At 49.7% G+C, this 22,690-nt stretch carries 13 protein-coding genes, 4 tRNA genes, 2 rRNA genes and 1 pseudogene; 18 read left to right on the top strand and 2 right to left on the bottom strand.

Annotated elements, in window-relative coordinates; genetic code table 11:
• Positions 1–51 precede the first annotated feature (51 nt).
• The 8 genes from ACTVIM_RS10285 to ACTVIM_RS10250 all read left to right on the top strand — a co-directional run bounded on the left by ACTVIM_RS10285 (position 52) and on the right by ACTVIM_RS10250 (position 10,884).
• Positions 52–987, top strand: coding sequence for a carbohydrate ABC transporter permease (locus tag ACTVIM_RS10285; protein ID WP_445612544.1), 936 nt, complete (start codon positions 52–54; stop codon positions 985–987).
• On the top strand, positions 980–1,804 hold the full coding sequence (locus ACTVIM_RS10280; protein ID WP_144975006.1) for a carbohydrate ABC transporter permease: 825 nt from the start codon (positions 980–982) through the stop codon (positions 1,802–1,804). Before ACTVIM_RS10285 ends, ACTVIM_RS10280 begins: the two co-directional genes overlap by 8 nt.
• 21 nt (positions 1,805–1,825) lie before the next feature.
• Entirely contained in the window at positions 1,826–4,867 is a 3,042-nt protein-coding gene (locus tag ACTVIM_RS10275; protein WP_445612543.1) for a glycoside hydrolase family 2 TIM barrel-domain containing protein, read from the top strand.
• A 173-nt stretch (positions 4,868–5,040) separates the two neighbouring features.
• Positions 5,041–5,520 (top strand): transposase, encoded by a 480-nt coding sequence (locus ACTVIM_RS10270; protein ID WP_445612542.1) that lies wholly within the window; start codon positions 5,041–5,043, stop codon positions 5,518–5,520.
• A gap of 586 nt (positions 5,521–6,106) precedes the next feature.
• On the top strand, positions 6,107–7,297 hold the full coding sequence (locus tag ACTVIM_RS10265; protein WP_445612541.1) for a galactokinase: 1,191 nt from the start codon (positions 6,107–6,109) through the stop codon (positions 7,295–7,297).
• A complete protein-coding gene (galE, locus tag ACTVIM_RS10260; RefSeq protein WP_031408800.1) occupies positions 7,294–8,280 on the top strand; it encodes a UDP-glucose 4-epimerase GalE in 987 nt (328 codons plus the stop codon). Before ACTVIM_RS10265 ends, galE begins: the two co-directional genes overlap by 4 nt.
• Before the next feature lie 2 nt (positions 8,281–8,282).
• Entirely contained in the window at positions 8,283–9,809 is a 1,527-nt protein-coding gene (gene galT, locus ACTVIM_RS10255) for a UDP-glucose--hexose-1-phosphate uridylyltransferase (protein WP_445612540.1), read from the top strand.
• A 55-nt stretch (positions 9,810–9,864) separates the two neighbouring features.
• Positions 9,865–10,884 (top strand): LacI family DNA-binding transcriptional regulator, encoded by a 1,020-nt coding sequence (locus tag ACTVIM_RS10250; RefSeq protein WP_445612539.1) that lies wholly within the window; start codon positions 9,865–9,867, stop codon positions 10,882–10,884.
• Between the two features lie 19 nt (positions 10,885–10,903).
• Here the strand turns inward: ACTVIM_RS10250 and ACTVIM_RS10245 are convergent, their stop codons facing one another.
• Positions 10,904–11,347, bottom strand: coding sequence for an Hsp20/alpha crystallin family protein (locus tag ACTVIM_RS10245; RefSeq protein WP_144974992.1), 444 nt, complete (start codon positions 11,345–11,347; stop codon positions 10,904–10,906).
• Between the two features lie 62 nt (positions 11,348–11,409).
• Positions 11,410–11,700 carry a hypothetical protein gene (locus tag ACTVIM_RS10240; protein ID WP_445612538.1) on the bottom strand — a complete coding sequence of 97 codons (291 nt, stop codon included), beginning with the start codon at positions 11,698–11,700 and terminating at the stop codon, positions 11,410–11,412.
• Positions 11,701–12,271: 571 nt separating this feature from the next.
• On the opposite strand from ACTVIM_RS10240, the gene ACTVIM_RS10235 reads away from it, so the two are divergent.
• From ACTVIM_RS10235 to istB, 10 genes and pseudogenes are all read left to right on the top strand, one after another.
• Positions 12,272–13,829, top strand: a 16S ribosomal RNA gene (locus ACTVIM_RS10235).
• A gap of 335 nt (positions 13,830–14,164) precedes the next feature.
• Positions 14,165–17,094: ribosomal RNA gene (locus tag ACTVIM_RS10230) — 23S ribosomal RNA — on the top strand.
• Together the 16S and 23S rRNA genes with 4 tRNA genes alongside form the textbook arrangement of a ribosomal RNA operon.
• A gap of 175 nt (positions 17,095–17,269) precedes the next feature.
• A tRNA-Gly gene (locus ACTVIM_RS10225) sits at positions 17,270–17,341 on the top strand.
• Positions 17,342–17,350: 9 nt separating this feature from the next.
• Positions 17,351–17,424: transfer RNA gene (locus ACTVIM_RS10220), tRNA-Arg, on the top strand.
• 100 nt (positions 17,425–17,524) lie between these two features.
• Positions 17,525–17,595: transfer RNA gene (locus ACTVIM_RS10215), tRNA-Gly, on the top strand.
• A 328-nt stretch (positions 17,596–17,923) separates the two neighbouring features.
• Positions 17,924–18,000 (top strand) — tRNA-Arg (locus ACTVIM_RS10210).
• Positions 18,001–18,721: 721 nt separating this feature from the next.
• A complete protein-coding gene (locus tag ACTVIM_RS10205; RefSeq protein WP_033018634.1) occupies positions 18,722–19,021 on the top strand; it encodes a contact-dependent growth inhibition system immunity protein in 300 nt (99 codons plus the stop codon).
• 750 nt (positions 19,022–19,771) lie between these two features.
• Positions 19,772–20,272 (top strand): annotated as a pseudogene (locus tag ACTVIM_RS10200) (IS110 family transposase); the annotation flags it as partial.
• A 139-nt stretch (positions 20,273–20,411) separates the two neighbouring features.
• Positions 20,412–21,917 carry an IS21 family transposase gene (gene istA, locus ACTVIM_RS10195; RefSeq protein ID WP_445612379.1) on the top strand — a complete coding sequence of 502 codons (1,506 nt, stop codon included), beginning with the start codon at positions 20,412–20,414 and terminating at the stop codon, positions 21,915–21,917.
• Positions 21,914–22,666, top strand: a complete 753-nt coding sequence (istB, locus tag ACTVIM_RS10190) for an IS21-like element helper ATPase IstB (protein ID WP_445612537.1) — start codon at positions 21,914–21,916, stop codon at positions 22,664–22,666. The genes istA and istB overlap by 4 nt, the downstream gene beginning before the upstream one ends.
• Positions 22,667–22,690 lie beyond the last annotated feature (24 nt).

Below are 22,690 nucleotides of genomic sequence, written 5' to 3'. Positions count from 1 at the left end.
AGTTTGTCCACGGATTTTTTGTTATCAATAGTGATAGGGAGTTGAGATAGAGTGATTCCGTCAACAAAGATGAATATAGATTTGACGATTAAAACAAGTCGAAATATTAATCGGAAACACCGTATTAAGAGCACAATAGTTGGATGGTCTTTTGTGATATTGGCTACTATTATGATTTGCGTATTTTATTTCTATCCAATGGTTCAGGCATTGATTCTTTCGTTACAATCAGGTTCGGGTGCGAATCTAACTTTTGTTGGACTGAAAAATTATGCTCGTCTATTTAACGATCCTACCTTTTTAACAACTGTAAAAAATACAGTGACATACCTTATTATTCAAGTTCCGATTATGATTATTGTCGCTTTATTCTTAGCCGTACTATTGAATAATCCGAAATTAAAGCTGAGAGGATTGTTCCGAACAGCAATCTTTTTGCCATGTGTCACTTCCCTAGTTGCGTATTCTGTCATATTTAAATATTTGTTTAGCCAAGATGGACTGATCAACGTTCTGTTGACGAAATTTTCCCTTATATCTGAACCAATCAACTGGCTAGCTGATCCTTTTTGGGCTAAAGTGACCATTATTATTGCTCTTACGTGGAGATGGACAGGCTATAATATGATTTTTTACTTATCTGCTCTACAAAATATCGATCAATCCATTTATGAAGCCGCTAAAATTGATGGTGCTTCGCCAGTTCAGCAGTTTTTTAAAATTACGATTCCATTGTTAAAGCCTATGATTTTGTTTACATCAATCACTTCAACAATCGGTACGCTCCAGCTGTTCGATGAAGTAATGAACATTACGCAAGGGGGACCGGGAAATGCAACGATGACGATTTCTCAATATATCTACAATCTTTCATTTAAATATACTCCTGATTTCGGTTATGCGGCAACAGTTTCGTATGCGATTGTGATTATGATTGTATTCTTTTCTATTATTCAGTTTAAAGTGGCAGGTGATAAAAATGAGTAATCTTAAAAACGTATTCAACTATACTGTTTTAACCATTGCATCTATTGTTTCTGTGTTTCCATTTTTGTGGATGGTTGTTAGTGCAACGAATAAATCAGTAGAAGTGACGAAAGGGCGGTTGTTGCCAGGTAGTCACTTTATGGAAAACTTCCGCAACCTGCTTGATAGCACTAATCTGGTCAATGCATTAATGAATTCGGCAAAAATCGCGATTGTAACAACTTTACTTGCACTGTTGGTCTCCTCTTTGGCTGGTTACGGATTTGAAATTTTTAAAAGCAAAACCAAAGATTTGGTATTTAATTTCTTATTGCTTTCAATGATGATACCTTTTGCTGCTTTAATGGTCCCGTTGTTTAGAATGTTTGGGACAATATCGCAAATATTTCCGAGCATGGGTATTGATACAATGATGGCCGTTATTTTGCCGACAGTCACAACGGCATTTCTGATTTTTTTCTTCCGCCAAAGCACGAAAATGTTCCCGAAGGAAATTATTGAAGCGGGCCGAATTGATGGATTGTCTGAATGGGGGATCTTCTTCAGGCTGTATGTCCCTACCATGAAAACAACCTATGCAGCCGCGGCCATTATTACATTTATGTCGAGCTGGAACAGCTATTTATGGCCACTTGTCATATTACAGTCCCCGGAGAACCAGACGGTGCCATTGCTTATATCAAATCTCGGATCGAGTTATTCTCCAGACTTTGGAATGATCATGACCGCTATTGTGATCGCTACCTTGCCGACGGCGCTGATCTTCTTTTTCATGCAAAAGCACTTCGTTGCCGGGATGCTCGGTTCAGTAAAATGATGAGTAGGGAGTGTGGAAATAATGAAAAAAACATTAACAACCCCCACATTAGAATGGCTTTTGGATCCTTGTGTTTTCGGGGTTAATCGCCTGCCTGCCCATTCGGACCATATTTATTATGAGACGTTGGAAGAAGCAAAAAGTGGAATTTCTATGTCGATGCGCTATGAGTTGAATGGGAATTGGAAGTTTCACTATGCAGTCAATCCAGCTAGCCGCCCGGCGAAATTTTATCAGCTTGATTTTGATTGCTCAAACTGGAGTGATATTTCCGTACCAGGGCATATTCAGTTGCAAGGTTATGGAACTCCCCAGTATGTAAATATAATGTATCCGTGGGATGGTCATTGCGATGTTCATCCTCCAGAAGTTCCTATGGATTATAATCCAGTAGGAAGCTATATAAAAATTTTTAATCTCCCTAAAAGCATGAAAGATAAACCGGTGTATATTTCTTTTCAAGGAGTAGAGTCAGCGTTTTATGTTTGGTTGAACGGGCAGTTTGTTGGGTATAGTGAGGACTCTTTCACGCCGGCAGAATTTGAACTTACACCTTTTATAAAGGATGGAGAGAATAAGCTCGCGGTTGAGGTTTACCAGTACAGTACCGGGAGTTGGCTTGAGGATCAGGATTTCTGGCGTTTTTCTGGAATCTTTCGCGATGTATACCTTTATACAGTGCCAGATATTCATGTCTATGACTTACATGTTCGCGCCGAATTGGATTCGTCCTATACGAGAGGCATGTTAACGGCGGACTTTACCTTTTTGTCTCCGGTACCTGCCGGCTCTAGGTTTATCGCTGCGCTGTATGATGCGAAAGGCGACCTTGTCGCCCAAAAAAACGGAGGGCTTCATGGCGAAAAAGGGACATTTTCTATTGCGGTCGATGAACCGGAATTATGGAGCGCGGAGAAACCGTATTTGTATAAGCTATATATTCAGATTTTTAACGAGTTTGGTCAATTGGTAGAGGTTGTTCCACAGAAGGTTGGTTTTCGAAGATTCGAGATCATCAATAAAGTTATGCACCTTAACGGAAAACGGATCGTATTTAAAGGCGTTAACCGACATGAATTTCATTGCCGAAGAGGTCGGTCGATCACAAAGGAAGATATGCTATGGGATATTAAAACATTGAAGCGTCATAACATTAACGCGGTCCGCACGTCACACTATCCGAATCAAAGCTATTGGTATGAACTATGTGATGAATACGGCATCTATGTCATTGATGAAATGAATTTAGAAACGCACGGGACATGGCAAAAATTAGGACGTGTCGACCCCACATGGAATCTTCCGGGGAACAATCGAGAATGGCAACACATTGTTATGGACCGGGCGATTTCAATGTTTGAAAGGGATAAGAACCATCCTTCCATCCTGATTTGGTCATGTGGAAATGAATCGTATGCTGGGGAAGTTTTGTTAAACGTCGCCAACTATTTTCGGTCAGTTGATCCGAGCCGTCTTGTCCATTATGAAGGAGTATTCCATGCTCGCGAGTACAATGATATAAGCGACATAGAAAGTCGTATGTACGCAAAGCCTCATGAAATTGAAAAGTATTTAACAGAAGATCCGGATAAACCGTATATCAGTTGCGAATATATGCATGCAATGGGGAACTCGCTCGGCGGTATGTACAAATATACGGATTTGGAACAAAAGTATCCGATGTATCAAGGTGGTTTTATTTGGGACTTCATTGATCAAGCCCTTGTAAAAAAAGATCGCTATGGAAAAGAATTTTTGGCATATGGAGGGGACTTTGGCGACCGTCCAACCGATTACAATTTTTGCACGAACGGAATTGTCTATGCCAACCGGGAGTTGTCGCCGAAGATGCAGGAAGTAAAATATCTTTATCAAAATTTTAAGCTTTCACCCGATCAATACGGTGTCAATATTAGAAATGAAAGTCTTTTCACTGACACAAGTGAATATGATTTAGAATACGTCCTATTTCTTGAAGGAAGAGAGTTGTATCGAAACAAGATGAATGTATCGGTAGCACCGCAGAAAGAGAAAAGAGTCGAGTTCGACTGGCCCATTGGGATGATGAAAGATGCAGGTGAATATTGCATTCATGCTTCATTTAAATTGAAAGAAAAAACCCTTTGGGCTGATGTTGGTTATGAGGTGGCATTCGGCCAGTTTGTATTCCAGATTGGTTCCAAGGAATTCGGTATTCCTAGCGGAAAGTTAAAAGTTGTCCATGGTGATGTCAATATTGGGGTGCACGGCAAAGATTTTACGATCTTGTTTTCCAAACATGTAGGAAGCCTAGTTTCAATGAATTACGCAGGCAATGAGATGATTGCAGTCCCCCCTGCACCATTGTTTTGGAGGGCCTCGACTGATAATGACCGAGGGTTTATGCAAGACTTTTATTCGGGGCTTTGGTATGCGGCAAGTTTGGCGCGTAAATGTGTAAAAGTCGATGTGAAAGAGGAAATGGCCCAAGTAAATGTCACCTTTACCTACAAATTTTCTATTAACCCCGAATTGGAAGTGAAAATTGGTTATACCGTTTATGCTGATGGGAGCATTCGCGTGAAGGTGGTCTATCATGGAGTTGAGAATCTTCCATCAATGCCGATTTTTGCGGTATCATTCAAGGTTCCAGCCGACTATAATCAACTCGAGTGGTATGCAATGGGACCCGAAGAAAACTATGTCGACCGCTCAAAGGGGGCAAGACTTGGAATTTTTAGAAATCAAGTATCTGACAATGTATCGTGCTATCTCAAACCGCAGGAATCAGGGAATAGAACGGGTGTTCGTAAAGTGAACTTAACGAATAACAATGGACAGGGAATAAAAATTTCTTCTATAACTGAACCGTTGGAATGCAACTTTTCGCCATACACAGCCTTTGAACTTGAACATGCTAATCATCATTACGAGCTGCCCAATATTCATTATACGGTTGTCACTGTAGCAGGTCGACAAATGGGAGTTGGCGGAGACGACAGCTGGGGCGCCCCCGTTCACGATGAATACGTCATTAAGGCAGATCAAGACATGGAATTTGAGTTTATGATTCATAAAGTTTAGCAAAAACAGCATTATGATGTAATCTTCTCATCTTAGCGTTTTCATTTATCTCGAAAAATAAAAATTGCCATAACAATATGTGCTCATTAAAAAAACTAATCTTCGTAATTACTCGTGCACACTCCGATGATCCTGTTCCTAAGGAAACCAATGGAAAAGGAGCAGGATCATTCATGAAGCGTTTGTGCATCACCAACGATCACGGATGGACGCCGCAGACGCTTCGTAAACAGGAACGGAACGTCAAACATGCTCTTCTTCGCGAACGGGTGATGGGCGTTCTCCTGTTCATCGATGATGAAATGCCTGTCTATTTGCATCCTGTGTTGAGGTTCACTTGGTCTGAGGTTCGCCGTCAAAAACGAGTGTTGACATTCGGCTACCACACCACCTTGGGTATTTGGGGCTGTCAACGTCCACGATGGGGATGCCGTGCTTCACGAGGCGGAAAAGCCGTCAATGCCACGACATTCTTGGATGTCTTGCTCCGGCTCAAAGAGCGGGATCCCAATCCGATCGTGGTGCTTGTCTTGGACCATGCCCGGATTCATCAAGCTCGAATCGTGAAGGGATTTTGGCAATATTCCCCCTGCTCGTCGCAGCTCAATCCGATCGAGCGTTTGTGGAAATGGTTGAAGGGATACGGTGATTGACAACGCCTTTCACAAAGACCGCCCTGGATCCGGCAAGCGATTCAACGATTGGGTCATTCCATTCAGGAACGCCCGAAGGATGTGCTGCAGTGCTTGGGGTATGCTGTTTCATGGAGAAGTTCACTCAAGGTGCATGTATTATATAGGTAGATAAACAAAAATGAAAAGTGCAGGAAGCTATGTTTTCAGCTCTCATTGGCCAATATAGTACAAGAAAAATTGGTGTCTATGCAATTATCAAATTTGAAAGTGATATCCGGTATATTTTATTTATTTGTTGCTTTGAATTAGCTCGATACTAAGAGTTGAACACTACCGCTAGTTTAAGGTTAAGAAATAAAATTATGAAGTGATTTTACTTTTTTAGGTATATAAAAAGAAAAGTTCCATAGATAGTGCTATCTGCCCTCCACCCGCGGATGAAAATACGCGTCAGTTCGGTATTTTCACAGAGAGGAAAGGTATTACGGTTGTAATTTTGAATTACATGTCGAATAAGCAACCTAGAAAAAATTCTTTTTTATTGTTTTTAGTAAAATTTATACTAAAATATATACTAGGAATTGATTGTTTAGGAGGCGTCATCATGGCTGCTAGTTTCGGCTTGACAGAAACCTTTAGAAATGTATTTGGTGGGGGTGAAAAACAGATTCGTATCTTCTTCGCCCCCGGCCGCGTCAATTTAATTGGCGAGCACACCGATTACAACGGCGGGCATGTGCTGCCGTGCGCCCTTGCGATGGGCACGTATGCGCTTGTGCGGCCAACGAAAGAGCCGCTCGTGCGGCTGTACTCAACAAACTTTCCGGGAACCGGCGTCATTACCGTTCCGTATGATGACTTGTCATACCGGAGCGAGCACGGCTGGGCGAACTACCCGAAAGGGGTTTTGGCCGCGTTCCAGGCGCTTGGCCCGCTGGAGACCGGATTGGATATTTTGTATAACGGTACGATCCCGAACGGCGCCGGACTGTCGTCATCGGCGTCGATTGAACTCGTGACCGCGGTGCTGCTCAACGAATTGTTCGGGCGCGGGCTTGACCAGCTGGAGCTTGTGAAAATGAGCCAAAAGGTAGAAAATAAATACGTTGGCGTCCATTGCGGCATTATGGATCAGTTTGCCGTCGGCATGGGGAAACAAAACTGCGCCATCCTACTAAACTGCCAGACGCTTGAGTACCGCTATTTGCCATTGGTGCTTGACGATTGTTCGATCGTCATCGCCAATACGAACAAAAAGCGCGGCCTGGCGGACTCGGCGTACAACGAGCGGCGGGCGACGTGCGAAGCAGCGCTTGCCAAGTTGCAAAACGTGCGCAACATCGCCTCGCTCGGCGAGCTGACGAGCGCAGAGCTCGATCAATACGCTCACCTTCTTTCCCCGCTCGAACAAAAACGGGCCCGCCATGCGGTGACGGAAAACGAGCGGACGCTTGCGGCGGCCGCGGCGCTTGAGCAGGGAGACCTCGGTCGTTTTGGTGAGCTGATGAAGCAGTCGCATTTGTCGCTGCGCGATGACTATGAAGTGACGGGCATCGAACTCGATACGCTTGTCGAAGCGGCATGGGCGCACGAAGGAACGGTCGGGGCGCGCATGACCGGAGCCGGGTTCGGCGGCTGTACGGTGAACATTGTAAAAAAAGCCTATGTTCAAGACTTCATTGAACGGGTCGGAAGCGCGTATGCCGAAAAAATCGGGTACGAAGCAAGCTTTTATGTCGTTGATGTTGGTGACGGGGCGAAAGAACTCACGGAACTGGAGGAGATGTACCGATGATTTTGGTTTGCGGAGGGGCAGGGTATATCGGCAGCCATGCGGTATACCGCCTGCTCGAAAAAGGGGAAGAGGTCGTCGTTGTCGATAACTTGCAGACGGGGCACAAAGAAGCGGTTCACCCTGATGCGGTGTTTTGCCAAGGCGATATTCGCGACCGCGACTTTTTGCGCGGCGTGTTTCGCCGGCACGACATTGAGGCGGTCATTCATTTTGCGGCGAACTCATTGGTCGGTGAAAGCATGGAAGAGCCGCTGAAATATTACGACAACAATGTGTATGGCACACAAGTGCTGCTTGAAGTGATGAAGGAGTTTGATGTCAAACAAATCGTTTTTTCCTCAACCGCCGCGGTGTATGGAGAGCCGAAACAAGTCCCGATCGTTGAAACCGATCCGACCGAACCGACGAATGCATACGGAGAAACGAAGTTGGCGATGGAAAAGATGATGAAATGGGCGGATCGCGCCTACGGCATTCGTTCGATTTCGCTTCGGTATTTTAACGTTGCCGGAGCGTACGGCACGGCAATCGGCGAGGACCATGATCCGGAGACGCATCTGATTCCGTTGATTTTGAAAGTGCCGCTCGGCCAGCGCGAGGACATTTCCATTTACGGTGATGACTACGATACGCCCGACGGCACATGCATCCGTGACTACATTCATGTGCTCGATCTTGTCGATGCCCACGTTTTGGCGCTTCATAAACTGCGGAACGGAGCGGCCAGCGACGTGTACAATTTAGGCAACGGCAACGGCTTCAGCGTCAAAGAAGTGATTGAAGCGGCGCGGCAAGTGACCGGTCATCCCATTCCCTCCCGCGTTGTGGCGCGGCGTCCGGGCGACCCGGCGAGACTTGTCGCGTCATCGGAAAAAGCAAAGCGCGAGCTTGGCTGGGAGCCCAAATTCCCATCCATTACCGATATTGTCGCCTCGGCGTGGGAATGGCACAAAGCGCGGCCGAACGGCTATCGAGGTGTGTGACAATGGAAACGATTTTTGCGGCGATTGAACAACTGATTCATTATGCCAAGCAGCGCGGTCTGTTAGCGCCGGAAGATGCGGTGTACGCGCGCAACCGCCTGCTGGCAGCGCTCCGACTCACCGAATGGCAGCCTGTCGAGGTCAAGGATACTCCCTTGGCCTCGCCGGCTCCAGTGTTGGACGCCATGATCGATTGGGCGCATGAACAAGGGCTGTTGGAAACGAACACAACGACCGAGCGCGATAGATGGGACGCGAAACTGATGGACTGCGTCATGCCCCGGCCGTCGGAGGTGATCCGCGCCTTTTACGAGCGGTATCGCCGCGACCCACAGGAGGCGACGGACTGGTTTTATGCGCTGAGCCAATCGTCCAATTACATTCAAACGGCGCGCATCGCTCAAAACCAGCAGTGGAAAGTGCCGACCATCTACGGCGAATTGGATATCACCATTAATGTGGCGAAACCGGAAAAAGACCCGAAGGAAATCGCCAAAATGAAAGAAGCACCGTCATCCTCGTACCCGAAATGCGTGCTGTGCAAAGAAAATGAAGGGTATGAAGGAACGTGGAGCCACCCAGCTCGTTCCAATCATCGAGTCATCCCGATCACGTTATTGGATGAACAGTGGTATTTCCAATATTCTCCCTACGTGTATTATAATGAACATTGCATCGTCTTCCACGCCGAGCATGTGCCGATGAAAATGGAGCGAAAGACGCTCGAGCGTTTGCTTGATTTTGTCGAACAATTTCCCCATTATTTTATCGGCTCAAACGCCGACTTGCCGATTGTCGGCGGCTCGATTTTAACACACGATCATTTTCAAGGCGGGCGCTATCCGTTTGCGATGGAAAAGGCAGAGATCGAGGAATACATAGATCTCCCTTCGTTTCCATCACTGACGGCAGGGATTGTCCGCTGGCCGATGTCGGTCATCCGCTTAACCGGGGCGAAAGAGGACGTGCTGGAGGCGGCGGTGCGTCTGTATGAGGTGTGGCGGGCGTACAGCGATTCAAGTGTCGAGATTATCGCTTCTAGCGGCGATGTCCCGCACAATACGATCACCCCGATCGCCCGGAGGCGCGGCGATTTGTTTGAGTTGGACATCGTTTTGCGCAACAACCGAACATCGGCAGAGCATCCGTACGGCATTTTCCATCCGCATCAGGAACTACATCATATCAAAAAAGAAAATATCGGCTTGATCGAAGTGATGGGGCTGGCGGTGCTGCCGGGGCGGCTTGCCGTGGAACTCGAAACGTTGGCCGACTACCTTGTGCATCGGACGAAAAAAGAAGAATGGGACGAGACAATGCGTAAACATTGGTATTGGTGCGAAGCCATTCGCTCGGCCTACCCGGACATCACGAAGGAAAATGTCCATGATATTTTGCGCTACGAAATCGGACAACGGTTTGTGACCGTATTGGAGCACGCCGGCGTATTTAAGCGGGACAAGCGGGGAAGGGGTGCGTTTCGCCGCTTTCTTAGCCATGCGATGGAGAAGATGTCGTCTTTTGCATAAACGAGGCGAAAAAACGTGTTTCATATGAAACAGGAAGGAAGGAGTCACACAGACTATGGCCACATTAAAAGAAATTGCCGAAAAGGTCGGCGTCTCTGTCGCAACCGTGTCGCGCGTGCTCAACTACGACACAACGCTATCCGTCTCCGACGAGACGAGAAAACGCATTTTTGAAGTCGCCCAAGAGCTGAACTACAAAACATTGCGGGAACGGAGCCAACAGGCGCGTGAATCATTTCGCTTCGGGCTCATTCACTGGTATTCGGAGCATCAAGAAATCGACGACCCGTATTATATGGCGATCCGCCTCGGCGTGGAAAAAGAATGTTTTGACCGCGGCATCGAACTCGTCAAATTGTTTAAACAAAACGGCGCTTATCCGATTGAACGGATGAAAGGGCTTGATGGCATCATCGCCGTCGGGAAATTCGGTCCGAACGAAGTGAGCGCCTTTGCCGAAGGGGCGAAGCAAATCGTCTTTGTCGACTGCTCGCCTGATGAACAGCGGTTTGACTCGGTCGTAATCGATTTGCGCCAGGCGACGATTGCGGTGCTGGACTACTTGCTTCAGTTGGGACACACGAAAATCGGGTATATCGGCGGCCGCGAATATGTTGACGGGGAAACGCCAATTCGCGATGAGCGGGAAACAGCGTTTTACGAATATTTATATGTCAAGGGGATACACGATTCGCGCCATGTATGGATTGGCTCCTTTACGGCCGAGGATGGCTATCGGCTGATGAAAGAGGCGATTGGCAAAGGGGACTTGCCGACAGCGTTTTTTATCGCCAGCGATTCGATGGCCATCGGCGCTTTGCGCGCGTTGCACGAAGCGGGCATCGCCGTTCCGGAAGAAGTGGCCGTTGTGGGGTTCAATGATCTTCCGACCGCCGCCTTTCTTCACCCGCCGCTTTCAACGGTGAAAGTATACACAGAATTTATGGGTGAAACAGCGGTAGAGATGCTCGTTGAACGGTTGACGACCAACCGAACCATCTGCAAGAAAGTTGTCGTGCCAACAGAGCTCGTCATCCGCGCCAGCAGCGAGGGACGTGAAAAGGGGAGCGGTTGATCAACCGCTCCCTTCCATATTAGTGGAATTCGATATCAACGCGTTTTTTCGTTCCTGTTGTTGTTTTCGGGATGTGAATGTCGAGCACGCCGTTTTTGTACGTCGCGCGAATGTTTTCCGTCGCCGCATCAGCCGGCAGGGTGATCGAACGTTGGAAGCGGCCGAAGAAGCGTTCGCGCCGGTGCATTTGTTCCTCTTTGACATCATGATGGCGCTGAATCGTGCCGCTGATGGTCAGCATGTTGTTCTGCACGTCAATGTGTACATCTTCTTTTCGCTCGAGACCCGGCAAGTCGCACGAAACAACGTATTCGTTGGCTGTTTCATGCATGTCGATGCGCGGCATCCAGTGCTGCTCATCCATATGAGTGAACAGCGATGGAAAATCACTCGTGAAAAAGCGGTTCATATCACGGCGAATCGATTCCAAATGGCGAAACGGGTCATACGGAATTAACGCCATAACTGCTTTCCTCCTTGGTATCACTGGATTCCGTTCAATAGTGTGAGCCGTATGTTCGTGAATTATGTATGACTGGGGCGCAATTGTTCCATTGCCGTCAAATACGCTTGAATGAGCGCGATTTTTATGTCATCGGGCAAGTCCGACGCAGTCACTCGCTTAACCGCGTAATAAAATTTCACTTCAGGCGTCTGCCGCAAACGCGGATGCGTCCATTCGTCGAGCAGCTCCTGACGGATCGTTTCATACAAAAGGGCTTTGCTTCTCTGTTCATCAAGCGTTTCTGTTGTGAGCGAACGATTCGGCCAAAGGCGGCGGTATCCGTCAAGCAAAACAGAAAACGGGTGATTCATTGTAACGATTCCTCCTTTATTGATGGCTTGTTTTTGGTCTTACAATCATTATAGTTGATAAGAACGATCAGGACAGGGGGGTGAATCGGTCTGCGATGTGGCGGTCAGAAATTCCAATTGACATGAAGGGATGGACGTAATATAATCAAATTCGCCATTTCGCGATCGTGCAAAATCAAAAGGCAAACGACGGAGATGGGACAATCAAAAAAGTTGTTGACAAACAAAGAATGATGATTATAATAATAAATTGCCGTCATGAAATGAACGCGGCACAAAGCGATGGAAACAACCGCTTGACATTTTGAAAGATTTATTTATAATAATAGTTGTCGTTGAGTTGCAAAAGCAGTTGCTCGTTCCTTGAAAACTGAACGAAACGAAGCGCAACGAAAAGCAGAGGCCGCTTGCCTATCGGCGAAACGCGCTGGAGGGCCTGCGAGGAGGCTGTTGCCGCCGCAGCAGGACCGAAGCGTCGCGAGCCGATAGCGGCCGAAGCTAGACAATACGAAAAGCGGAGGCCGCTCGGCGCCTTTGGCGCTGCGGCTGAAGCAAAAAGCCAATCAACTTTCTTTTGGAGAGTTTGATCCTGGCTCAGGACGAACGCTGGCGGCGTGCCTAATACATGCAAGTCGAGCGGACCGAATCGGAGCTTGCTCTGGTTGGGTCAGCGGCGGACGGGTGAGTAACACGTGGGCAACCTGCCCGCAAGACCGGGATAACTCCGGGAAACCGGAGCTAATACCGGATAACACCGAAGACCGCATGGTCTTTGGTTGAAAGGCGGCCTTTGGCTGTCACTTGCGGATGGGCCCGCGGCGCATTAGCTAGTTGGTGAGGTAACGGCTCACCAAGGCGACGATGCGTAGCCGGCCTGAGAGGGTGACCGGCCACACTGGGACTGAGACACGGCCCAGACTCCTACGGGAGGCAGCAGTAGGGAATCTTCCGCAATGGGCGAAAGCCTGACGGAGCGACGCCGCGTGAGCGAAGAAGGCCTTCGGGTCGTAAAGCTCTGTTGTGAGGGACGAAGGAGCGCCGTTTGAACAAGGCGGCGCGGTGACGGTACCTCACGAGAAAGCCCCGGCTAACTACGTGCCAGCAGCCGCGGTAATACGTAGGGGGCGAGCGTTGTCCGGAATTATTGGGCGTAAAGCGCGCGCAGGCGGCTCCTTAAGTCTGATGTGAAAGCCCACGGCTCAACCGTGGAGGGTCATTGGAAACTGGGGAGCTTGAGTGCAGGAGAGGGGAGCGGAATTCCACGTGTAGCGGTGAAATGCGTAGAGATGTGGAGGAACACCAGTGGCGAAGGCGGCTCTCTGGCCTGTAACTGACGCTGAGGCGCGAAAGCGTGGGGAGCAAACAGGATTAGATACCCTGGTAGTCCACGCCGTAAACGATGAGTGCTAAGTGTTAGAGGGGTCACACCCTTTAGTGCTGCAGCTAACGCGATAAGCACTCCGCCTGGGGAGTACGGCCGCAAGGCTGAAACTCAAAGGAATTGACGGGGGCCCGCACAAGCGGTGGAGCATGTGGTTTAATTCGAAGCAACGCGAAGAACCTTACCAGGTCTTGACATCCCCTGACAACCCAAGAGATTGGGCGTTCCCCCTTCGGGGGGACAGGGTGACAGGTGGTGCATGGTTGTCGTCAGCTCGTGTCGTGAGATGTTGGGTTAAGTCCCGCAACGAGCGCAACCCTTGCCTCTCGTTGCCAGCATTCGGTTGGGCACTCTAGAGGGACTGCCGGCGACAAGTCGGAGGAAGGTGGGGATGACGTCAAATCATCATGCCCCTTATGACCTGGGCTACACACGTGCTACAATGGGCGGTACAAAGGGCAGCGAACCCGCGAGGGGGAGCGAATCCCAAAAAGCCGCTCTCAGTTCGGATTGCAGGCTGCAACTCGCCTGCATGAAGCCGGAATCGCTAGTAATCGCGGATCAGCATGCCGCGGTGAATACGTTCCCGGGCCTTGTACACACCGCCCGTCACACCACGAGAGCTTGCAACACCCGAAGTCGGTGCGGTAACCCTGACGGGAGCCAGCCGCCGAAGGTGGGGCAAGTGATTGGGGTGAAGTCGTAACAAGGTAGCCGTACCGGAAGGTGCGGCTGGATCACCTCCTTTCTAAGGGGAAAAGCGAAGGTCGCCCGCCTATCGGCGAAACGCGCTGGAGGGCCTGCGAGGAGGCTATGCTGCCGCAGCAGGACCGAAGCGTCGTGAGCCGATGGCGGCCGGAGCTAGACAATAGTCCATATGCATGAACATCGCGCTTTCGTTTCGTTCAGTTTTGAAGGAATGAGAATTCCTTCGACTGCTTCGTTTGCGTCTGCGTCTACAAGCGAATCCAGAGAAGCTAGATTCCTCGACGCAAACCAGCGAAGAAGCAAGCTCAATGGAGCGACTTCGTTCCTTGAAAACTAGATAACCGGAAACGCAAAGGAAGAAGCCGAGACGCTGTAGGTTAAGCTAGAAAGGGCGCACGGTGGATGCCTTGGCACTAGGAGCCGATGAAGGACGGGGCAAACGCCGAAACGCTCCGGGGAGCTGTAAGCAAGCGTCGATCCGGAGATGTCCGAATGGGGGAACCCACTGTCCGTAATGGGGCAGTATCCATGCCTGAATCCATAGGGCATGGAGGGCACACCCGGGGAACTGAAACATCTTAGTACCCGGAGGAGAAGAAAGCAAACGCGATTCCCTGAGTAGCGGCGAGCGAAACGGGAACAGCCCAAACCAAGAGGCGAGTCCTCTTGGGGTTGTAGGACCGCTCACTATGGGAGTGAGAAAGGAACGGGGTAGACGAACCGGTCTGGAACGGCCGGCCAGAGAAGGTGAGAGCCCTGTAGTCGAAACTTCGTTCCCTCCCGAGCGGCTCCTGAGTACGGCGGGACACGAGGAATCCCGTCGGAAGCAGGGAGGACCATCTCCCAAGGCTAAATACTCCCTAGTGACCGATAGCGAACCAGTACCGTGAGGGAAAGGTGAAAAGCACCCCGGAAGGGGAGTGAAAGAGAACCTGAAACCGTGTGCCTACAAGTAGTCAGAGCCCGTTCATGGGTGATGGCGTGCCTTTTGTAGAATGAACCGGCGAGTGACGATGGCGTGCGAGGTTAAGCCGAAGAGGCGGAGCCGCAGCGAAAGCGAGTCTGAACAGGGCGCAGGAGTACGTCGTCGTCGACCCGAAACCAGGTGATCTACCCATGTCCAGGGTGAAGGCCGGGTAACACCGGCTGGAGGCCCGAACCCACGCACGTTGAAAAGTGCGGGGATGAGGTGTGGGTAGGGGTGAAATGCCAATCGAACTTGGAGATAGCTGGTTCTCCCCGAAATAGCTTTCGGGCTAGCCTCGGGTGTAAGAGTCTTGGAGGTAGAGCACTGATTGGGCTAGGGGCCCTCATCGGGTTACCGAACCCAGTCAAACTCCGAATGCCAACGACTTATGCCCGGGAGTCAGACTGCGAGTGATAAGATCCGTGGTCGAGAGGGAAACAGCCCAGATCGCCAGCTAAGGCCCCCAAGTGCACGTTCAGTGGAAAAGGATGTGGAGTTGCGAAGACAACCAGGATGTTGGCTTAGAAGCAGCCACCATTTAAAGAGTGCGTAATAGCTCACTGGTCGAGTGACTCTGCGCCGAAAATGTACCGGGGCTAAACGTGCCGCCGAAGCTGCGGGATGACCGTTGGTCATCGGTAGGGGAGCGTTCTAAGGGCAGAGAAGCCAGACCGGAAGGACTGGTGGAGCGCTGAGAAGTGAGAATGCCGGTATGAGTAGCGAAAACAGAGGTGAGAATCCTCTGCGCCGAAAGCCTAAGGGTTCCTGAGGAAGGTTCGTCCGCTCAGGGTTAGTCGGGACCTAAGCCGAGGCCGAAAGGCGTAGGTGATGGGCAACAGGTTGAGATTCCTGTACCACCCCCTTCCCGTTTGAGCGATGGGGGGACGCAGGAGGATAGGGCGAGCAGGCGGCTGGAAGAGCCTGTCCAAGCAGTGAGGCTGGCCAGTAGGCAAATCCGCTGGCCGGAAGGCCAAGCTGTGATGGCGACGGAGTGATCCGGAAGTCCCCGATTTCACACTGCCAAGAAAAGCCTCTAGCGAGGGAAGAGGTGCCCGTACCGCAAACCGACACAGGTAGGCGAGGAGAGAATCCTAAGGCGCGCGGGAGAACTCTCGTTAAGGAACTCGGCAAAATGACCCCGTAACTTCGGGAGAAGGGGTGCTCTTTCGGGTGAAGAGCCTGGAAGAGCCGCAGTGAAAAGGCCCAAGCGACTGTTTATCAAAAACACAGGTCTCTGCGAAGCCGAAAGGCGACGTATAGGGGCTGACACCTGCCCGGTGCTGGAAGGTTAAGGGGAGCGCTTAGCGGAAGCGAAGGTGCGAACCGAAGCCCCAGTAAACGGCGGCCGTAACTATAACGGTCCTAAGGTAGCGAAATTCCTTGTCGGGTAAGTTCCGACCCGCACGAAAGGTGTAACGACTTGGGCGCTGTCTCAACGAGAGACCCGGTGAAATTATACTACCTGTGAAGATGCAGGTTTCCCGCGACAGGACGGAAAGACCCCGTGGAGCTTTACTGCAGCCTGATATGGAATTTTGGTATCGCTTGTACAGGATAGGTGGGAGCCTAAGAAGCCGGAGCGCCAGCTTCGGTGGAGGCGCCGGTGGGATACCACCCTGGCGGTATTGAAATTCTAACCCGCACCCCTTAGCGGGGTGGGAGACAGTGTCAGGTGGGCAGTTTGACTGGGGCGGTCGCCTCCCAAAAGGTAACGGAGGCGCCCAAAGGTTCCCTCAGAATGGTTGGAAATCATTCGGAGAGTGCAAAGGCACAAGGGAGCTTGACTGCGAGACGGACAGGTCGAGCAGGGACGAAAGTCGGGCTTAGTGATCCGGTGGTTCCGCATGGAAGGGCCATCGCTCAACGGATAAAAGCTACCCCGGGGATAACAGGCTGATCTCCCCCAAGAGTCCACATCGACGGGGAGGTTTGGCACCTCGATGTCGGCTCATCGCATCCTGGGGCTGTAGTCGGTCCCAAGGGTTGGGCTGTTCGCCCATTAAAGCGGTACGCGAGCTGGGTTCAGAACGTCGTGAGACAGTTCGGTCCCTATCCGTCGCGGGCGTAGGAAATTTGCGAGGAGCTGTCCTTAGTACGAGAGGACCGGGATGGACGCACCGCTGGTGTACCAGTTGTCCCGCCAGGGGCACCGCTGGGTAGCTATGTGCGGACGGGATAAGCGCTGAAAGCATCTAAGCGTGAAGCCCCCCTCAAGATGAGATTTCCCATCGCGTTAGGCGAGTAAGATCCCTCGAAGATGACGAGGTCGATAGGTCCGAGGTGGAAGCGTGGCGACACGTGGAGCTGACGGATACTAATCGATCGAGGGCTTAACCTAGAAAAGTGGAGGACGCCCGCTTATCGGCGAAACGCGCTGGATGGCCTGCGGGGAGGCTATGCCGCCACAGCAGGACCGAAGCGTCGCGAGCCGATGGCGGCCGGAGCTAGACAGTACGAAGCGTGGCTTCTTCCGACGGTTATCTAGTTTTGAGGGAATGAATTCCTCTCATGATGCGGAAGTAGTTCAGTGGTAGAACACCACCTTGCCAAGGTGGGGGTCGCGGGTTCGAGTCCCGTCTTCCGCTCTCTGCCGTGCGCTCGTAGCTCAATTGGATAGAGCATCTGACTACGGATCAGAAGGTTAGGGGTTCGAATCCTCTCGAGCGCGTTTATCCACTAGCTTTAAGAAAGATATTGACAAAAAAGAAATTAGCGATTATATTTTTATTGCAGTCGTTCCTAAGACAAGCTCCAATGATATGGATCATGCGGGTGTAGTTTAATGGTAAAACCTCAGCTTCCCAAGCTGAAGTCGTGGGTTCGATTCCCATCACCCGCTTTTCTTTATTTAAAGAAACGGTGAAAGATGTTACTCATTGTCTGCATTGCATTCCTGCAGCTCAGCGAGATAGAGCAACGAGCGAGACATCCTCGAATGGGCTGCGAGTTGCCCCGACGCATCGTGCTTCCTTGCGTGAGCTGGTAGAGGAAGGGGCAGCGATGAAGATTAGAGTGTCATCTTGGTTATGTCCCAGTAGCTCAGTAGGATAGAGCAACGAGCGAGACATCCTCGAATGGGCTGCGAGTTGCCCCGACGCATCGTGCTTCTTTGTGTGAGCTGGTAGAGGAAGGGGCAGCGATGAAGATTAGAGTGTCATCTTGGTTATGTCCCAGTAGCTCAGTAGGATAGAGCAGCGGCCTTCTAAGCCGTCGGTCGGGAGTTCGAGTCTCTCCTGGGACGCCACTTACATACGATTGGTTCGGGTTAACAGTGTTGAAACCCTTGATATGACCGCATTTGCGGTCATTTTTCATTTTTTGGGAATCCCGAAAAAACGATAGAATCCGAAAAAATCTTGTACGGCTATTACGCTTTTTAGGCAGGGTGAAAAGGGTGCATACAGGAAAGCAAAAGAGGAAGTTAAACAAAGACAGGCTAAAACGCCGGAATTTATTAAAGAGACGGGGAGAATAAGGCAATATCTTCGTGAGCAAATTACTCCGCTTGATGAAAAAACAAAGGAGCATTTGCGTTGGCCTAGTGTATGCACATCAGATTTTGCACGACTTGGATGTTGAATTGAACGGGACGAAGACGTGCAAATTCAGGATGAGTTCATACTATCATGGTGGCGAGAATCGTCCAGAACTACGGAAATATATCAAACAAAAAACGGAAGAGAGCGCTCACTTTCTTGGAATGAACAAAAAAGCAAGAGGTGATACGGAATGAATATCGTTGCAATCAGAATATTTTTACGCTTGCAGCTCTCGCGACATTAATCAAAACAGCGCTAGAGATTGAGGAAATGGTCGCGAAGTGCAAGCGTAAGAAACAAAAAAGCGATAAGCTAACGAGGGGGTAAGGTTACCGCCAACCTCCCCCTCTCAAGAATATTATATCCGTTCTTCCACACAAATTCCATATGAAATAGGTAAAAAAACGAAAGTAAGAGGTGTAAGAGATGGATATAAGAAAAGAGTTTGAGACCCTCCAGTATTTTTTCGATTCATATTATAATCAGACATTTTTCGATGCAAAATTAGAAGATAAATTTTTAGAATTTCTTAATGAAGAACCTAAATGGGTACCAAAAGCTCTAAAACAGGAAATTCAAAAGTTAGAACAAATATATAATAATAAAGATCTTGAGACATGGAAAAAAATAGAGGAACTAGTGCATGAAAATAGTATGCGATATTTTCCATACGAAGATGGTAAAGAGTTTATTGAAATAGCTAGTAAATTATTAAAGAATGTGTAATGTTACAGATTAGAATAATGTTAAGCCTACCCGCTTTGCGAAGCCTCCTTTTTATCCCTATCTCTTCAAGCGGTTTCTTCAGTTTCATAGGGATCAACATAGGTTAGGTGGAACGGAAAATTTCCATGGACAGTGTGATCTGCCCTCCACCCGGGGATGAAAATCCGCGCCAGTTCGGCATTTTCACGGAAAAGATCCATGGGCAGCGCGATCTGCCCTCCACCCGGGGATGAAAATCCGCGTCAGTTCAGCATTTTCACAGAAAAGGTCCATGGGCAACGTTTTGCCCTCCACCCAGGAATGAAAATCTCGCGCCAGCTCGGCATTTTCACAGAAAAGGTCCATGGGCAACGTTTTGCCCTCCACCCGGGGATGAAAATCCGCGTCAGTTCAGCATTTTCACAGAAAGGTCCATGGGCAACGTTTTGCCCTCCACCCAGGAATGAAAATCTCGCGCCAGCTCGGCATTTTCACAGAAAAGATCCATGGGCAACCTTTTGCCCTCCACCCGGGGATGAAAATCCCCCTTTTCTTCCCATAATGAAGAATAGGCGCAAACAGTTCAACAGGACGTTATGCTTAATGGTGGCTTAGACCCTGTACAGAAAAGTGTTTGAATCCACTGGGTGCACCACCCATTGTCCGCCCTTTCCTGTGACAGAGAAAGGTGACGACGAACAGAAAACTGCCGCATGTCTCCCGTGGATTCGCTGTTTGCGCACTCCATCATCGAAACGGAGGCGTTTCATCATGGATGTCATCTATCCTCGCTGCGCAGGATTGGATGTTCATACCGAAACCATCGTCGCTTGTGCCCTATGGGAAGAAGAGGGGGAGATCCAAAAGGAGATCCAAACGTTCTCAACGTTCTCGAAAGGGCTTGGCGACCTGCTCGAGTGGCTCGAAGACCATGGGGTCACCCATGTCGCCATGGAATCCACCGGCGTGTATTGGAAACCGGTCTTTGCTTTCCTCGAGGGCTATGTCGACTTGACGTTGGCCAATCCGCAGCGGATCAAAAATGTCCCGGGAAGAAAAACCGATGTCTCTGACGCCGAGTGGATGGCGAAGCTGCTCCGCCATGGACTCATTGAAAAAAGTTTCGTCCCCCCAGCGCCCATTCGTGAACTGCGGGATTTTACCCGCCTGCGCAAAAAGTGGGTCGGACAGTTGAGTTCAGAGAAAAACCGGATTCAAAAAGTGCTGGAGTCTTCCAATGTCAAACTAGGCTCCGTCCTCTCGGATCTCTTCTGTTTAGTGCAAAATGAAAGTACAGAGTTCTGCAACAAAAAAGTGCAGAGCTTCATGGCATAAAAAAAGGCTTGCCAGCTCCTAAAATTCCCTCTACTGTTAAGGTTGTGAAGAACAAAACAGTGGAGGTAAAGAAAGGATGCTAGCAATGCCTGAAATTCATCATATCAAACATTTGCGTGAAAAGAAAGGGTTATCGCTTTCCGAAATTGTCCGCAGGACGGGATTTAACTGGAGAACAGTCAAGAAATATGCGGATGGAGACATTTCGGTCAGACAAAAAATAAAGAGAAAACGGGGAATGATGGAGGAAGAAGGATACGGTCAAATCATTGATGACTGGCTGGAGGAGGACGCCAAACTGCCAAGAAAACAACGGCGGACAAGCAAGAAGATGTACGAACAATTAAAGCAGGAACATGGCTTTAAAGGGTCTTATCGAACGGTTTGCGCCTACGTTCAAAAACGAAGACCTCAGCTTAAGCTGGAGAAGGAACAACGTTACGAGAGGCTGGAACACCCTCCGGGGGAAGCGCAGGTGGATTTCGGCACCATGTCCGTTGTGACGAAGGAGGGAAAAGAGGAAGACCGATCAATTCTGATTTTGAGCTTTCCGTACAGCAACGCCGCGTATGCGTATCCATTGCCGGCGGAAAACAGCGAATGTTTTCTTCACGGGCTCACTCAGCTCTTTCGACAGGCCGGAGGCGTCCCGAGAAAACTGCGCATCGACAATTTGGCGGCGGCGGTGGTTTCGATTCGAAAAGGAGGCGAACGTCAATATACTGAAGCATTTGAGCGATTCCGGCTTCATTATGGGTTTGACGTACAGGCATGCAATCCGTATAGCGGACACGAAAAAGGGAATGTCGAACGGAAAGTTTACTATACTCGGCAACACTGCTTTGTCCCTGCTCCGTTGATCGAGGGGGATGAAGAACTGACGGAGTGGCTGCATCGCAAGATGATCGAAGATCGAGCCCGCCCCCACTATGAAAAAGGGAGAACCATTGAGGAATTATGGCAGGAAGAACAAAAGGAGTTGCTTGTCCTGCCGGAGAGAGATCTCCCGATCTTCTCCTTCCACCACGCCAATGTCAATAAATACGGGGAAGTAACGGTGGATGGGGAGGCGTTTGTGGTTCATGGGATCCCGGTCCCCAACCGTGTCCTTGTCAAAAAGGAATGGGATCGTTTCATGGTTTTGTCCCAGGAAGGGGAGGTGTACCTGGAAGCGCCAAGGCCGTACACGAAAAAGCAACGGGAGCTCCCTTGGAAGGACATTTTGGCGGAATGGGCGCAAAAGCCCCGGGTGGTGGAGTATTCGCGGTTTCGAGTTTACTTACCGGAGGCCATTAGGAAATACTTCATGGAACAACCGAAACAGACGGCATCACGCATTCGAGGGGTGCAGAAGCTGCTGGACCGGTACACCGTCTATGAGATCGCTCAGTGGCTTGACAAGTATCAACGGTGGGATTTGGCGCCCCATGAGATCGGGGTGTTGATGGAGGCGAAGCGTTCGGAGTATCCCGCGAAATGGGAAGAAGCCTATACCCCTTCCGTTTTCGTCGACTATGAAACCGATTTACATGTGTATGATCAACGTCTTTGTCCGTCAAGGGAAGGGGGAAGCCGGGCATGAAGATGGATGTAAAAGAGATTTGTAAAGCCCTGCATTTGGCGTACATCGCGGATCGATTCGAGGAGGTGGCCTACGAGACCAAGGAACAGTTTTTGCGTGATGTGTTGGCGTTGGAGCTGTCGTTCCGTCAGAAAGCAAAACAGGCTCGATTGATCAAGAAGGCGAAGTTCCGGGAGTTGAAATGGCTCAACGATGACGAATGGTCGGATCAGATTCATTGGCCGACCACGACCTCGAAGGAAGAACTTTGCGACCTTCGCTTTTTGGAGCAAAAACAGAACGTCCTGCTTTTAGGTTCGCCGGGAACAGGAAAAACCCATCTCGCCACCGCATTAGGATTAAAAGCGTGTGAACGGGGCCATGAAGTTCGGTTTTTCCGTGTCGCCGATCTTGTCGCCCAGCTCGAAGAGGCGTTAAAAGACGGCACCCTCGGACGGCTCAAACGGCAAATCGACACATGCGAGCTGTTGATTTTGGACGAACTCGGCTATGTACCTTTCCAAAAGCAGGGGTCGGAACTGCTGTTTCACATCATTGCCGATTGTTATGAACGAAAAAGTGTCATCGTGACATCGAATTTAGAGTTTGGACAGTGGAATCGAGTGTTTGGGGACAACCGCCTGACGGCAGCGCTGGTGGATCGTTTGGTCCATCACGCCCACATTCTCGCGTTTACGGGTGAGAGCTACCGCTTGCGGCATGCGCTTTCTGCCGTTCAGTCGCTCCCTTCTCACTCGGTTGAAAGGTAAATTCATTGAGCCGGCAAGCCTATG

This window comes from Geobacillus sp. YF-1 (genome assembly GCF_052692335.1).
Note: the sequence above shows the minus strand (reverse complement) of the source record. Positions and strands in the feature narration are given on the sequence as shown.

Coding starts and splice junctions, on each gene's coding strand:
- ACTVIM_RS10280 (WP_144975006.1), top strand. CDS start 980: ATGAGTAATCTTAAAAACGTATTCAACTATACTGTTTTAACCATTGCA.
- ACTVIM_RS10275 (WP_445612543.1), top strand. CDS start 1,826: ATGAAAAAAACATTAACAACCCCCACATTAGAATGGCTTTTGGATCCT.
- ACTVIM_RS10270 (WP_445612542.1), top strand. CDS start 5,041: ATGAAGCGTTTGTGCATCACCAACGATCACGGATGGACGCCGCAGACG.
- ACTVIM_RS10265 (WP_445612541.1), top strand. CDS start 6,107: ATGGCTGCTAGTTTCGGCTTGACAGAAACCTTTAGAAATGTATTTGGT.
- galE (WP_031408800.1), top strand. CDS start 7,294: ATGATTTTGGTTTGCGGAGGGGCAGGGTATATCGGCAGCCATGCGGTA.
- galT (WP_445612540.1), top strand. CDS start 8,283: ATGGAAACGATTTTTGCGGCGATTGAACAACTGATTCATTATGCCAAG.
- ACTVIM_RS10250 (WP_445612539.1), top strand. CDS start 9,865: ATGGCCACATTAAAAGAAATTGCCGAAAAGGTCGGCGTCTCTGTCGCA.
- ACTVIM_RS10245 (WP_144974992.1), bottom strand. CDS start 11,347: ATGGCGTTAATTCCGTATGACCCGTTTCGCCATTTGGAATCGATTCGC.
- ACTVIM_RS10240 (WP_445612538.1), bottom strand. CDS start 11,700: ATGAATCACCCGTTTTCTGTTTTGCTTGACGGATACCGCCGCCTTTGG.
- ACTVIM_RS10205 (WP_033018634.1), top strand. CDS start 18,722: ATGGATATAAGAAAAGAGTTTGAGACCCTCCAGTATTTTTTCGATTCA.
- istA (WP_445612379.1), top strand. CDS start 20,412: ATGCTAGCAATGCCTGAAATTCATCATATCAAACATTTGCGTGAAAAG.
- istB (WP_445612537.1), top strand. CDS start 21,914: ATGAAGATGGATGTAAAAGAGATTTGTAAAGCCCTGCATTTGGCGTAC.